Source organism: Serratia sp. LTN-2 (assembly GCF_059740205.1).
Window position 1 is genome coordinate 195,014 of record NZ_JCAXDO010000006.1, and the last position, 13,314, is coordinate 208,327.

Here is a 13,314-nt window from a genome sequence, read left to right on the forward strand (position 1 = left end):
CTCATTCCATCTCTTATGTTCGCCTTAGGCTTCATAAACCCTGGGAATGACGCAGAGCCGATTTAGGGTGCCTATCGCCCACGAGAACGATGACTAACCCGTCATCACGCTCAGGGCAGAACGTTGAGTGAGGCACCGCCCCTGTTGTCCTAGACCTGATTGCTTCTTTATACACTTGCCCTACGGCAAGTGTTTTTTTTTGCGCTTCAGCCAGCTCGCGGGCAAAAAAAAGCGCGGCATCGGGGCCGCGCTTCTCTCAACTGAACGGGGCGTTACTCGCCGCCGTTCTGTTTCAGCGTTAACATCAGCCCTTCACGCCGCATCTGCGCCGCCTCATCCGAACGATGCAGTTTCTCCAGCGTATCGGCCAACCAGGCGTAATCATAGGCGTCCGGGCGCTGCTTCAACGCTTCGCGGAAGGCGTCGGCCGCCTGCTGCCATTCGCCGTGCTTCATCAGCAACTGCCCCAGCGTGCTGTTCAACAGCGGCGTCGCGCCGTGTTGTTTCATCTGCTGGCGCAGCGCTCTCTCCAACTGCTCGGGATTGCCGGACTTCAGCCGCGGCAGCAACAGCACCAGACGCTCGTCGTATTGGCGCTTCAGGCTGTCGAGCACAATTTCCTGCGCCAGTTCATGGTCGTTGCATTCGATCAGGTGCTCCACCATCGCGATTTGCAGCGGCACTTCGTGACGCGTCTTGCGGCTCTGATCTTTCCACCAGCGCTTCAGGCCTTCGCTGCCTTCGTCCGCCATCGCCTGATTCATCAGCCCGATGTAAGCCTGTTGCTGCAGGGCCTGCAGCTGCTCTTCACTATGCAGTTCGATTTTACGCATCGACGGCAGCACTTCCAGCAGCGACGCATAGGCGCCGGTGCGCAGATAGGCTTGTTCCGCCAGGCGCAGCACTTCCGGATGGCGCGGAGCCTGGTTCAGCAGACGATCGACGCCGTGGCGCGCGGCGTGGTTCTCGCCCTGCGCCAGCTGAATGCGAACCCGGGTGATATCCACCGGCAGCTGATCGGTGTCGGCGGCTTCGGCGGCGCGTTCCAGATACTGGTTGGTGCGGAAGTCATCGCCGCGTTGCTGCGCGGCCTCGGCGGCCAGCAGGTAGTTCACCACCGGCTGTTCGGCGTGATCGGCGTTGCGCGTCATCAGCTTTTCAACCTGCTTGTAGTCGCCTTCCGCCAGTTTGATCAGCGCGGCTTTGGTTTGCTGGCGTGCGCGGGTGCGCTTGCGGCCGATAAACCAACCGCGCGTGCGGGCGCCGGTACGGAAAATTCGGCGCAGGATCCACTCGATCGCCAACAGCACCACGAACAGCAGCACCAGCATGATCACCAGGCCGGTGACGCTGGTTTCAATATTGTAATTATCGGTCTGGATCAGCACATAGCCTTGATGCCCGGCCAGCATCGGCCCGAGCACCACGCTGGCGATCACCACCAGAAACAGAAATAGCACGCGTAACATGGCTTAACCCTCCTGGTGAACGGCAGGGGACTGGGTCATCAGGTTGCGCACCCGGGTCTGCATCACTTTTTCCAGCAGCGGCTGGCTTTTCAGCTGATCCGGCACGTCCATCGAGATCGACTGTTGGCTCAGGTTATCCAGCTCTTCAAGGAAGGCCTTGGTCGCTGGGTCGGTGGTGTCGAAATAGGCGCGCACCCAGGTAGAGACGGTTTCCAGCGATTGCTTGTAGGTCTCGTTCTGGTGACGCGGAATGGCCTGTGCCGCCACCAGCAGGCGCGAACGGATGTTTTCGCGCAGATAGATGTCCTGGTTCGGTGCCAGCAGCGGCTCGGCGCTGGTGTCGCGGCGGCGGATGGTGATGAAGTCGGCCATGAAATTGCGCCAGCTCTTGGCCAGGTTCTGCCGCCATTCGCCGATCGAGCCGGAGAGCTCGTTGCTGTTTTGATCCATCGGCGCTTCGTCGGTGTCGTTGTCCGCCAGGCGCAGGTTATCCACCTGATTGGACAGCTGATTAACCTTGAGGATGATGCCGTCGTAATCGACCTGGGTCAGGGTTGAAAGCGTACCGATGTCTTCGGTAATGGCGCGACGCACGTCGAGCAGGCTCGGATCGTTCATGTCCGCCAGGCTGGCGTCGGCGCTTTTCAGCAGCGCGGCGGCGCTGGTCACGTCCTGATCGCTCCACAGTTTGCGGCCGGCCATTTTCACCAGGAAATCGGCCTGAGCCAGCAGCCAGGTTTTGGCGTCGCTGCCGGAGATGGTCGCCACTTTTTCCTGCAGCTCGCTCAGCTGGCGCGCCAGGTTCGCCTGCTCGCGATCGGCGGCGTCCAGGGTTTTACCCTGCTGTTGCAGCAGGCCTTCCAGCGCGTTTCTTTCCTGCTGCTGGCTCTGCTTCACGCCTTCGAGCTGCTGCTGCAGCGCCTGGTTGGCGGCGATCAGCTGTTGCGCTTGCTTGTGCGTGTGGTAATAGCCGCCCGCGCCGAGGGCGATGACCAGCACGATAGCGATCGCGCCGAGCACCGGGCCGGTATTCTTGCCTTTGCGGCTGGCAGCGGCTGGCTGCTGGGAGCTCTCAACCGCGGTGGTTGGCTCTTCAACCGGGGCGGATGGGGTATTTTGTTCCGTCATAGTGGCACATCCCATAGTCAGATTATTGTAGCGCGCGGATCAGCGCGTCATTATCGGCGTTGTCAGCTACCCGAATCGTACGCCAGCCCAATTCCCGGGCGAGGGTAGCCAGGCGTTCGCTCACTACTACCAGGCGGCAACGCAGCAGCCATGAAGAACGATAGTAATCAGGAACTAAAGTATAGAGCTGTTGTAACATTTCACCGCTGGTCACCACCAGCGTATCCACACCGGCGCGCTGCCAGTGGGCGCTTTGCTCGCTGCCGTCGTAGTGCACCGGGCTGCGTTGATAACATTCATAATAGCTGACGTCGGCGCCGCGCTCGCTCAGCGTCGAGCCCAACAGTTCGCGGCCGCCGTTGCCGCGCAAAATCAGCGCGCGTTTGCCCGCCAGCTTTTGCAACGCCGGCAGCAGCAGCAGCGTTTCGCTGATTTCGCGTTCGCGCGGGTACTCCACCGGCAAACTGCTGATGCGATGCAGTGCCAGCCCGGTGGTGCGGCCGATGGCGTAATAAGCCAGGTGAGCGGGCCAGCTCAACCCGGCGCGGCCGATGACCGAATCGGCATAGTTCACCGAATGTTGCGACAGCACGAACACCAGATCGCCGGCGCTAAGCTGCTGCAACGCCTGCGGCAGCTGCGGCAGATCGCCGCCGGGGGCGAAGTCGATCAGCGGTGCATGATAGGCAACCCGGCCGAGCGCGCGCAGCCGGCTCACCAGCAGCTCTCCCGAAGGCGATGGGCGGGTTACCAGAATGGTCATGCCGGCGGATTTCCCTGATAAACTTCGCGCAGGATCTCGCGTGCGCCGCGCGCCAGCAGCTCTTCCGCCAGCTCAACGCCCATCCGTTCGGCCTCGGCGGCCGGGCCGCGGCGCTCGCCGCGCACCATCTGGCTGCCGTCCGGCGCGCCGACCAGCGCGCGCAGCCACAGGCTGTCGCCATCCAGTTCGGCATAGCTACCGATCGGTACCTGGCAGCCGCCTTCCAGACGGGTGTTCATCGCCCGTTCGGCGCGCACGCGGGTTTCGGTGGCCGCATGGTTCAGCGGCGCCAGCAGCGCGCGGGTGACGCTGTCGTCGAGACGGCATTCGATGCCGACCGCACCCTGGCCGACCGCCGGCAGGCACTCTTCGGCGCTCAGCGGGCTGCGGATGCGTTGCTCCAGCCCTAGGCGCTTCAGGCCGGCCACCGCCAGAATAATCGCGTCGTAGTCGCCGTTGTCCAGCTTGGCCAGACGCGTGCCGACGTTGCCGCGCAGGTCGCGCACGACAAGATCCGGGCGGCGTTCACGCAGCTGGCATTGGCGGCGCAGGCTGGAGGTGCCGACCACGCTGCCCTGCGGCAGTTGATCGAGCGAGGCGAAACGATTGGAAACAAAAGCGTCGCGCGGATCTTCGCGCTCGCAGATGGTGGTCAAACCGAGGCCGGCGGGGAAGTCGACCGGCACGTCTTTCATCGAGTGCACGGCGATGTCGGCGCGGCCTTCCAGCAGCGCCAGTTCGAGTTCTTTAACAAACAGGCCCTTACCGCCGACTTTCGCCAACGGCGTATCCAGAATAACGTCGCCGCGCGTCACCATCGGCACCAACTCGACCTGCAGGCCGGGATGGCTGGCCATCAGACGTTGCTGCACATAATGTGCTTGCCAAAGTGCAAGCGGGCTTTGTCGGGTGGCAATTCGAATAATTTTGTCTAACATGCTTGTTACCGTTTTTATATTTCGCCATCCATCCTACCACTGAGAGCCAATACTGTCAGTGCAAGAAGCCGGAGGCGGAAAAAGGACAACGGAATCAAAGGGACGTGTGATGTGCTTTGGGGCAGTTAACACTGCGGGTAAATCGTTTAGGGAAGCGCTACAATAATTGTGAAGCGTTACCTCCTTTACGGTCAATCAGCAAGGTGTTAAATTGATCACGTTTCCAGCAATAAGTCGCCAAATATTCTTCTTACACTAACGGCGCTTATGGAATACGGGTTTTTTTCTAAACACCGGGATAATCAGGCGAGACGTCTTGTACCTCTACATCGAGACATTGAAGCAGAGACTGGATGCGATCAATCAGCTACGCGTCGATCGCGCCCTGGCGGCTATGAAGCCCGCGTTTCAACGGGTATACAGTCTGCTGCCCACCTTACTGCACCACCACCACCCGCTGATGCCGGGTTACCTGAACGGTAACGTTCCCCACGGCATTTGCCTCTACACGCCTGATGAAACTCAACAAGATTACCTGAACGATTTAGAAGACAAATGGGGCAGCCCGTTTGATAAGCCGGCCAGCGGCGAGCTGCCGATCACCGGCGTCTACTCGATGGGCAGCACCTCGTCTATCGGCCAAAGCTGCAGCTCGGATCTCGACATCTGGGTCTGCCACCAGTCCTGGCTGGACAACGAAGAACGTACCCGCCTGCAGCAAAAATGCAGCCTGCTTGAGAAGTGGGCCGCCTCGATGGGGGTGGAAGTCAGCTTCTTCCTGATCGACGAAAATCGTTTCCGCCACAATGAAAGCGGTAGCCTGGGCGGCGAAGACTGCGGCTCGACGCAGCATATCCTGTTGCTCGACGAATTCTACCGCACCGCCGTGCGCCTGGCCGGCAAACGCATCCTGTGGAACATGGTGCCGGGCGAAGAAGAAGCGCACTACGATGAATACGTGCTGTCGCTGTACGCGCAGGGCGCGCTGACGCCCAACGAGTGGCTGGATCTCGGCGGCTTGAGCTCGCTGTCGGCGGAAGAGTACTTCGGCGCCAGCCTGTGGCAGCTGTACAAGAGCATCGATTCGCCTTACAAGGCGGTGCTGAAGACCCTGCTGCTGGAAGCCTATTCCTGGGAATACCCCAATACCCAACTGCTGGCGACGGACATCAAACATCGTCTGCATCAGGGCGAGATCGTCAGCTTCGGGCTCGACGCCTACTGCATGATGCTCGAACGCGTCACCCGCTACCTGACCGACATCAACGACACTACCCGCCTCGATCTGGCCCGCCGCTGTTTCTATCTGAAAGTGTGTGAAAAGCTGTCGCTGGCCAAGGCCTGCGTCGGCTGGCGGCGCGAGATCCTCAGCCAGTTGGTCAGCGAGTGGGGCTGGAGCGAAGAGCGTCTGGCGATGCTGGACAACCGCGCCAACTGGAAAATCGAACGGGTGCGTGAAGCGCATAACGAGCTGCTCGACGCGATGATGCAGAGCTACCGCAACCTGATCCGTTTCGCCCGCCGCAACAATCTCAGCGTCAGCGCCAGCCCGCAGGATATCGGCGTGCTGACCCGCAAACTGTACGCGGCGTTTGAAGCGCTGCCCGGCAAGGTGACGTTGGTGAACCCGCAGATCTCGCCGGACCTGTCGGAAAACGATTTAACCTTTATTCACGTGCCGGTTGGCCGCGCCAACCGCACCGGCTGGTACCTGTATAATCAGGCGCCGGCCATGGATTCTATCGTCAGCCATCAGCCGCTGGAATATAACCGCTACCTGAACAAGCTGGTGGCCTGGGCCTATTTCAACGGCCTGCTGACGCCGCAGACCCGCCTGCACATCAAGAGCGGCAACCTGTGCGACACCGCCAAGCTGCAGGAGCTGGTGGCCGACGTTTCTCATCACTTCCCGCTGCGCCTGCCGGCGCCGACGCCGAAAGCGCTGTACAGCCCGTGCGAGATTCGCCATCTGGCGATCATCGTCAATCTGGAAAACGATCCGACCGCCGCGTTCCGCAATCAGGTGGTGCACTTCGATTTCCGCAAGCTGGACGTGTTCAGTTTCGGCCAGCAGCAACAGTGTTTGGTGGGCAGCATCGATCTGCTGTATCGCAACTCCTGGAACGAAGTGCGTACCCTGCATTTCAGCGGCGAGCAGTCGGTGCTGGAAGCGTTGAAGACCATTCTCGGCAAGATGCACCAGGATGCCGCGCCGCCGGAGTCGGTGGAAGTGTTCTGCTACAGTCAGCACCTGCGCGGCCTGATCCGCACTCGCATCCAGCAGTTGGTGTCGGAGTGCATCGAGCTGCGCCTGTCCAGCACCCGGCTGGAACCCGGCCGCTTCAAGGCGGTGCGCGTCGCCGGGCAGACCTGGGGGCTGTTCTTCGAACGTCTGAGCGTATCGGTGCAAAAGCTGGAGAACGCGGTGGAGTTTTACGGCGCCATCTCCAACAACAAGCTGCACGGCCTGTCTATCAAGGTGGAAACCGATCAGGTGCATCTGCCGCCGGTGGTGGACGGTTTCGCCAGTGAGGGGATCATTCAGTTCTTCTTCGAAGACACCTCAGACGACAAGGGCTTCAACATCTATATTCTGGATGAGTCTAATCGGGTGGAGGTGTATCACCACTGCGAGGGCAGTAAAGAGGAACTGGTGCGCGACGTCAGCCGCTTCTACTCCTCGTCGCACGATCGCTTCACCTACGGTTCCAGCTTCATCAACTTCAACCTGCCGCAGTTCTATCAGATCGTGCAGCTCGACGGGCGCACGCAGGTGATCCCGTTCCGCAGCAACGTGCTGTCCAGCCTGTGCGTGACGGTGGCCGACGGCGCCGCTCAGCCGCTCAAACAGCAGTTCCAACTGCATTGACGCCGCGAGGGCTCGGTGGCCGAGCCCTGCATTGCTTCAGGAAAAACGCAGTGCTTCGCCGGCCTGCGTGCTGGCTGCTTCGCTGAGCAGCTGATAAAACGGCTGCCCGCTGCGATCGCATAGCCAGACGCCGTCGCGGTAGTTGAAGTGATAGCCGCCGGCCTTGGTGGCAAGCCACACCTGGTGCAGCGGCTCCTGGCGGTTGATGACGATCTTGGTGCCGTTTTCGAAGCTCAGCGTCATCACGCCGCCATTGGTTTCGTAATCGATGTCCGCATCGCCGTCAAAATCGTCCAGTGTCTCTTCAATATTCAGCATCAGCTGGTCGGCCAACTGGTGAAACTCGCTGTCGTTCATATTCAATTCCTATTGCTTTTCATGATCCACCTGCGATTATAGAGACCTTGGACGCATGAATTACAGGCATTAATGCAAATGAAAAAACAACTACGCTATGCGCTGATGGCAGTTCTGCTTACCGGCCTCGCCGGCTGTGGTCTGAAAGGCCCGCTTTACTTCCCACCTGCCGACGCCACTGGCCAAAAATCGGCCAAGCCGCCGGTGCAAACGGGCGATCAGGTGCAAAAGAACCAGCAGGAGCAGTCTGGCTCTCAGCAAAAACCGTCGATGGTCGATCAGTAACACCCGGTTTGCGGTGGCGAGCGCCGCCGCAAAATCAAGACGGATAGCGCGTCCAGATAGCGGAGTATGATATGCAGTTCTCCAAAATGCACGGTCTGGGCAACGACTTTATGGTGGTCGATGCCGTTACACAGAATGTCTATTTTTCACCTGAGCTGATCCGCCGGCTGGCCGATCGGCACCTGGGCGTCGGCTTTGACCAGATGCTGGTGGTAGAACCGCCTTACGATCCCGAGCTGGATTTTCACTACCGGATTTTCAACGCCGACGGCAGCGAAGTGGCCCAGTGCGGCAACGGCGCGCGCTGCTTCGCGCGCTTTGTGCGGCTGAAAGGGCTGACCAACAAGCGCGATATCCGCGTCAGCACCCAAACCGGGCGTATGGTGCTCAGCGTCACCGACGACGATCTGGTGTGCGTCAATATGGGCGAGCCGAATTTCGATCCGCAGGCGGTGCCGTTCCGCGCCGCTAAAGCGGAAAAGACTTACATCATGCGCGCGGCGGAACATACCGTGCTGTGCGGCGTGGTGTCGATGGGCAACCCGCATTGTGTTTTGCAGGTGGATGATGTAAAAACCGCCAAGGTGGAGCTGCTCGGACCGGTGCTGGAAGGGCATGAGCGCTTCCCGGAACGGGCCAACATCGGCTTTATGCAGGTGGTCAGCCGCGATCACATCAAGCTGCGGGTTTATGAGCGCGGCGCCGGCGAAACCCAGGCCTGCGGCAGCGGCGCCTGCGCGGCGGTGGCGGTGGGGATCCAACAGGAATTGCTGTCAGAAGAGGTGCATGTAGAACTGCCGGGCGGCAGCCTGCATATACGCTGGAAAGGGCCGGGCAACCCGCTGTTTATGACCGGTCCGGCAACCCATGTCTATGACGGATTTATTCATCTATGAAAAGCGTAGAAGAACAGAGCGTCGCCGGCCTGGCGCTGGATGACGACACCGTGATGCAGTATCTGCTGCAGAACCCGGATTTCTTTATTCGCAACGCGCGCCAGGTTGAGCAGATGCGCGTGCCTCACCCGGTACGCGGCACCGTTTCGCTGGTGGAATGGCATCTGGCCCGCCAACGCAATCACATCGAACGGCTGGAAGAAGAGATCACGCTGTTGATGGAGCAGGCCAGCGCCAATGAAGGGCTGTTCGCCAGGCTGCTGCACCTGCAGGCCGATCTGGCCACCGCCGACAGCCTGCAGGATATGCTGAACCGGCTGCAGCGCTGGGCGCGCGGCTTCGGTTTGGCCGGCGCTACGGTGCGTCTGTTTGCCGATCGCTGGAATATCGGCGCGCCTTCCGACTTTACCCATCTGGCGCTGACGCGCTCGGCGTTTGAGCCGTTCCGCATCCAGCGTCTGGGCAGTGAACAACACTACCTCGGCGGCCTGAACGGCCCCGAACTGCTGCTGCTGTTGCCGCAGGCCAAACAGATCGGCCAGATTGGCTCGGTGGCGCTGTCGATGCTGGGCGACGACGGCGAATTGGGCATGGTGATCTTCAGCAGTCGCGATACGCAACACTATCAGCAAGGCATGGGCACGGTGATGCTCAATCAACTGGCGCGCATGCTGCCGGAACTGCTGGAACGCTGGGTCGAACGCGCATGACGCCGATTGCGCCCAGCCTGCAGCAGCCGGTGGACGCTTTTCTGCGTTATCTCAAGGTAGAACGGCAACTCAGCCCGTTGACGCAGCTCAGCTATTCGCGCCAGCTGGCGGCGTTGATGCGCCTGGCGCAGGAGATCGGCGTCACCGACTGGACGGCGCTGGACGCCGCCCGGGTGCGCATGTTGGCGGCGCGCAGCAAACGCGCCGGCCTGCAGTCAGCCAGCCTGGCGCTGCGGCTCTCTTCGTTGCGCAGTTTCCTCGACTGGCTGGTCAGCCAGGGCGTGTTGCACGCCAACCCCGCCAAAGGCATCCGCACGCCGCGCAGCGGCCGCCATCTGCCGAAAAACATCGACGTCGATGAAATGAACCAGCTGCTGGAGATCGATCTCAACGATCCGCTGGCGGTGCGCGATCGCGCCATGCTGGAGGTGATGTACGGCGCCGGCCTGCGCCTCTCCGAGCTGGTGGGGCTGGACTGCCGCCATGTCGATATGGCCGCCGGCGAGGTGTGGGTGATGGGGAAAGGCAGCAAAGAGCGCAAATTGCCGATCGGACGCACCGCCGTCACCTGGCTGGAACACTGGCTGGCGATGCGCGATCTGTTCGGGCCGCAGGACGACGCCATGTTCCTGTCCAACCAGGGGCGACGCATCTCGACGCGCAACGTGCAAAAACGCTTCGCCGAATGGGGCGTGAAGCAGGGCGTCAACAGTCATATTCATCCGCACAAGCTGCGCCACTCGTTCGCCACCCACATGCTGGAGTCCAGCGGCGATCTGCGCGCGGTGCAAGAGCTGCTCGGCCACGCCAACCTGACCACCACGCAGATTTATACCCACCTCGACTTTCAACATCTGGCGAACGTGTACGATGCCGCACATCCGCGCGCCAAACGGGGGAAATCCTGATGCATTTTTATCGCCCGCTGCGCCCGCTGGCGGCGCTGACTTTCGATCTGGACGACACGCTGTATGACAATCGTCCGGTGATTAGGCAGACCGAACAACAGTCGGTGGCCTTCCTGCAGAGCTACCATCCCGGTCTGAACAGCTTCCAGTCGGCGGATTTCCACCGCCTGCGCCAGGAGCTGCGCGAACAGGATCCGGAGATCTACCACGACGTCACCGAGTGGCGCTGGCGCGCCATTCATCTGGCGCTGAGCCGGCAGGGGCTGCGCGACGCCGAGGCCGCGATCGGAGCCGATGCGGCGATGCAGAACTTCGCGCTATGGCGAAGCCGCATCGAGGTGCCGGAAGCGACCCACGCCACGCTGAAGGCGCTGGCCGCGCGCTATCCGCTGGTGGCGATCACCAACGGCAACGCCGATCCGGCGCAGTGCGGCCTGGACGGTTACTTCCAGTTCGTGTTGCGCTCCGGGCCGGACGGGCGCGCCAAGCCGTATCAGGACATGTATCACCTGGCCGTCGAACGGTTGGGCGTGGCGCCCGAACAGATCCTGCACGTGGGCGACGATCTGACCACCGACGTCGCCGGTGCGCTGCGTGCGGGGCTGCAGGCCTGTTGGATCAACGATCGCCAACGGGATCTGATGCAGGTCGCCGACAGTCGCCTGTTGCCGCATATTGAGATTTCACAGTTGGCATCGCTGACAGCATTGTTATAATCCCTGCCAGAACTCTGTATAAATTTCCAGTGAAAAACCCGTCGCCAGCGGGTTTTTCCTTAACCATTAGTGGTGCCTATGGACGTCTCCGATCTGCTCGATAGCCTGAATGAAAAACAACGTGAAGCCGTGGCGGCGCCGCGCAGCAACCTGTTGGTTCTGGCCGGGGCGGGCAGCGGCAAGACGCGGGTGCTGGTGCATCGCATCGCCTGGCTGCTGTCGGTGGAGAACTGCTCGCCGTATTCGATCATGGCGGTGACCTTCACCAACAAGGCGGCGGCGGAAATGCGCCATCGTATCGAACATCTGATCGGTACCAGCCAGGGCGGCATGTGGATCGGCACCTTCCACGGTCTGGCGCATCGCCTGCTGCGCGCCCACCATCTGGAGGCCAACCTGCCGCAGGATTTCCAGATCCTCGACAGCGATGACCAGCTGCGGCTGCTCAAGCGCATCATCAAGGCGCTGAACGTCGACGAGAAGCAGTGGCCGCCGCGTCAGGCGATGTGGTACATCAACGGCAAGAAAGACGAAGGCCTGCGGCCGCAGCACGTCGAGACCTACAACAACCCGGTGGAGGCCACCTGGTTGCGCATCTACCAGGCCTATCAGGAAGCCTGCGATCGCGCCGGGCTGGTGGATTTCGCCGAGCTGCTGCTGCGCGCGCATGAACTGTGGCTGAACAAGCCGCATATCCTCAATCATTACCGCGAACGTTTCACCAACATACTGGTGGACGAATTCCAGGATACCAACAGCATCCAGTACGCCTGGATCCGCCTGCTGGCGGGCGGCAACAGCAACGTGATGATCGTCGGCGACGACGACCAGTCAATCTACGGCTGGCGCGGCGCGCAGGTGGAAAACATCCAGCGCTTCCTGAAGGATTTCCCCGGCGCGGAAACCATCCGCCTGGAGCAGAACTACCGTTCCACCAGCAACATCCTGAAAGCGGCCAATACCCTGATCGCCAACAACGACGGGCGCATGGGTAAAAACCTGTGGACCGAAGGCGGCGAAGGCGAACCAATTTCCATCTACTGCGCCTTCAACGAGCTCGACGAAGCGCGCTTTGTGGTCAATCGCATCAAGACCTGGCAAGACAACGGCGGCGCGCTGAACGACTGCGCCATCTTGTACCGCAGCAACGCCCAGTCGCGCGTGCTGGAAGAGGCGCTGCTGCAGACGGCGATGCCGTACCGCATCTACGGCGGCCAGCGTTTCTTCGAACGCCAGGAAATCAAGGACGCGCTGGCTTACCTGCGTCTTATCTCCAACCGCAACGATGATGCGGCCTTTGAGCGCGTGGTCAACACCCCGACGCGGGGCATCGGCGATCGCACTCTCGACGTGGTGCGCCAGGCGGCGCGCGATCGCCAGCTGACGCTGTGGCAGGCGACACGCGAGCTGATGCAGGACAAGGTGTTGGCCGGCCGCGCCGCGTCCGCGCTGCAGCGTTTTATCGAACTGGTGGAGTCGCTGGCGCATGAAACCGCTGACATGCCGCTGCATGTGCAGACCGACCGGGTGATCCGCGATTCCGGGCTGTTCATCATGTATGAGCAGGAAAAGGGTGAAAAGGGGCAGGCGCGCATCGAAAACCTTGAGGAACTGGTGACGGCGACGCGCCAGTTCAGCTATCAGGAAGAAGATCAGGATCTGATGCCGCTGCAGGCGTTCCTGTCGCATGCGGCGCTGGAGGCGGGCGAAGGCCAGGCCGACGCCTATCAGGACGCGGTGCAGTTGATGACCCTGCACTCCGCCAAGGGCCTGGAGTTCCCGCTGGTGTTTATCGTCGGCATGGAAGAAGGCATGTTCCCGAGCCAGATGTCGCTGGATGAAGGCGGCCGGTTGGAAGAGGAGCGCCGCCTGGCCTATGTGGGCGTAACGCGCGCCATGCAGAAACTGACGCTGACCTATGCCGAAACGCGCCGTTTGTACGGCAAAGAGGTGTATCACCGGCCGTCGCGCTTTATCGGCGAGCTGCCGGAAGAGTGCGTGGAAGAAGTGCGCCTGCGCGCCAGCGTATCCCGCCCGGTCAATCACCGCCGCATGGGCACGCCGATCAGCGAGAACGACACCGGTTACAAGCTGGGCCAGCGCGTGCGCCATCCCAAGTTTGGCGAAGGCACCATCGTCAATCTGGAGGGCAGCGGCGAGCACAGCCGGCTGCAGATCGCTTTCCCGGGTGAGGGCATCAAGTGGCTGGTGGCGGCCTACGCTCGCCTGGAAACGGTATAAAGAGAGAGGGAAGTTGCAGGGGCAGGCCCCTGCA

The 13,314-nt window shown here is 61.2% G+C and carries 12 protein-coding genes; 7 read left to right on the forward strand and 5 right to left on the reverse strand.

The genetic code is table 11. The annotated features are described in order from the left end of the window. Window positions 1-272: 272 nt before the first annotated feature. The 4 genes from hemY to hemC are packed head-to-tail and all read right to left on the reverse strand — an operon-like array spanning window position 273 to window position 4,298. Complete coding sequence (gene hemY, locus AC6BYQ_RS14405) at window positions 273-1,469, reverse strand: protoheme IX biogenesis protein HemY (RefSeq protein WP_019452550.1); 1,197 nt, start codon at window positions 1,467-1,469, stop codon at window positions 273-275. A 3-nt stretch (window positions 1,470-1,472) separates the two neighbouring features. Next, window positions 1,473-2,597, reverse strand: coding sequence for a uroporphyrinogen-III C-methyltransferase (gene hemX, locus AC6BYQ_RS14410; protein WP_063918208.1), 1,125 nt, complete (start codon window positions 2,595-2,597; stop codon window positions 1,473-1,475). Between the two features lie 22 nt (window positions 2,598-2,619). Further along, window positions 2,620-3,360 carry a uroporphyrinogen-III synthase gene (hemD, locus tag AC6BYQ_RS14415; protein WP_154747367.1) on the reverse strand — a complete coding sequence of 247 codons (741 nt, stop codon included), beginning with the start codon at window positions 3,358-3,360 and terminating at the stop codon, window positions 2,620-2,622. Further along, window positions 3,357-4,298 carry a hydroxymethylbilane synthase gene (gene hemC / locus AC6BYQ_RS14420; protein ID WP_063918206.1) on the reverse strand — a complete coding sequence of 314 codons (942 nt, stop codon included), beginning with the start codon at window positions 4,296-4,298 and terminating at the stop codon, window positions 3,357-3,359. Before hemC ends, hemD begins: the two co-directional genes overlap by 4 nt. Before the next feature lie 316 nt (window positions 4,299-4,614). Between hemC and AC6BYQ_RS14425 the strand changes: the two genes are divergently transcribed. Next, window positions 4,615-7,167 carry a class I adenylate cyclase gene (locus AC6BYQ_RS14425; protein ID WP_019452546.1) on the forward strand — a complete coding sequence of 851 codons (2,553 nt, stop codon included), beginning with the start codon at window positions 4,615-4,617 and terminating at the stop codon, window positions 7,165-7,167. 36 nt (window positions 7,168-7,203) lie between these two features. On the opposite strand, the gene cyaY is transcribed toward AC6BYQ_RS14425, so the two are convergent. Further along, window positions 7,204-7,524 carry an iron donor protein CyaY gene (gene cyaY / locus AC6BYQ_RS14430; protein ID WP_019452545.1) on the reverse strand — a complete coding sequence of 107 codons (321 nt, stop codon included), beginning with the start codon at window positions 7,522-7,524 and terminating at the stop codon, window positions 7,204-7,206. Window positions 7,525-7,602: 78 nt separating this feature from the next. Between cyaY and lptM the strand changes: the two genes are divergently transcribed. The 6 genes from lptM to uvrD all read left to right on the forward strand — a co-directional run bounded on the left by lptM (window position 7,603) and on the right by uvrD (window position 13,280). Beyond that, entirely contained in the window at window positions 7,603-7,809 is a 207-nt protein-coding gene (gene lptM / locus AC6BYQ_RS14435; protein ID WP_282437009.1) for an LPS translocon maturation chaperone LptM, read from the forward strand. A gap of 71 nt (window positions 7,810-7,880) precedes the next feature. Further along, window positions 7,881-8,705, forward strand: a complete 825-nt coding sequence (dapF, locus tag AC6BYQ_RS14440; RefSeq protein WP_004934244.1) for a diaminopimelate epimerase — start codon at window positions 7,881-7,883, stop codon at window positions 8,703-8,705. Next, a complete protein-coding gene (locus AC6BYQ_RS14445) occupies window positions 8,702-9,415 on the forward strand; it encodes a DUF484 domain-containing protein (RefSeq protein WP_019452542.1) in 714 nt (237 codons plus the stop codon). The genes dapF and AC6BYQ_RS14445 overlap by 4 nt, the downstream gene beginning before the upstream one ends. Continuing rightward, entirely contained in the window at window positions 9,412-10,323 is a 912-nt protein-coding gene (gene xerC, locus AC6BYQ_RS14450) for a tyrosine recombinase XerC (protein ID WP_019452541.1), read from the forward strand. The genes AC6BYQ_RS14445 and xerC overlap by 4 nt, the downstream gene beginning before the upstream one ends. Further along, entirely contained in the window at window positions 10,323-11,039 is a 717-nt protein-coding gene (gene yigB / locus AC6BYQ_RS14455; RefSeq protein ID WP_498057084.1) for a 5-amino-6-(5-phospho-D-ribitylamino)uracil phosphatase YigB, read from the forward strand. The genes xerC and yigB overlap by 1 nt, the downstream gene beginning before the upstream one ends. A 78-nt stretch (window positions 11,040-11,117) precedes the next feature. Continuing rightward, window positions 11,118-13,280 (forward strand): DNA helicase II, encoded by a 2,163-nt coding sequence (gene uvrD, locus AC6BYQ_RS14460; protein ID WP_019452539.1) that lies wholly within the window; start codon window positions 11,118-11,120, stop codon window positions 13,278-13,280. Window positions 13,281-13,314: the final 34 nt, after the last annotated feature.

What these genes read in the sequence shown, in the direction of transcription:
- hemY (WP_019452550.1), bottom strand. Translation starts at nt 1,469, where the DNA reads ATGTTACGCGTGCTATTTCTGTTTCTGGTGGTGATCGCCAGCGTGGTG.
- hemX (WP_063918208.1), bottom strand. Translation starts at nt 2,597, where the DNA reads ATGACGGAACAAAATACCCCATCCGCCCCGGTTGAAGAGCCAACCACC.
- hemD (WP_154747367.1), bottom strand. Translation starts at nt 3,360, where the DNA reads ATGACCATTCTGGTAACCCGCCCATCGCCTTCGGGAGAGCTGCTGGTG.
- hemC (WP_063918206.1), bottom strand. Translation starts at nt 4,298, where the DNA reads ATGTTAGACAAAATTATTCGAATTGCCACCCGACAAAGCCCGCTTGCA.
- cyaY (WP_019452545.1), bottom strand. Translation starts at nt 7,524, where the DNA reads ATGAACGACAGCGAGTTTCACCAGTTGGCCGACCAGCTGATGCTGAAT.
- lptM (WP_282437009.1), top strand. Translation starts at nt 7,603, where the DNA reads ATGAAAAAACAACTACGCTATGCGCTGATGGCAGTTCTGCTTACCGGC.
- dapF (WP_004934244.1), top strand. Translation starts at nt 7,881, where the DNA reads ATGCAGTTCTCCAAAATGCACGGTCTGGGCAACGACTTTATGGTGGTC.
- AC6BYQ_RS14445 (WP_019452542.1), top strand. Translation starts at nt 8,702, where the DNA reads ATGAAAAGCGTAGAAGAACAGAGCGTCGCCGGCCTGGCGCTGGATGAC.
- xerC (WP_019452541.1), top strand. Translation starts at nt 9,412, where the DNA reads ATGACGCCGATTGCGCCCAGCCTGCAGCAGCCGGTGGACGCTTTTCTG.
- yigB (WP_498057084.1), top strand. Translation starts at nt 10,323, where the DNA reads ATGCATTTTTATCGCCCGCTGCGCCCGCTGGCGGCGCTGACTTTCGAT.
- uvrD (WP_019452539.1), top strand. Translation starts at nt 11,118, where the DNA reads ATGGACGTCTCCGATCTGCTCGATAGCCTGAATGAAAAACAACGTGAA.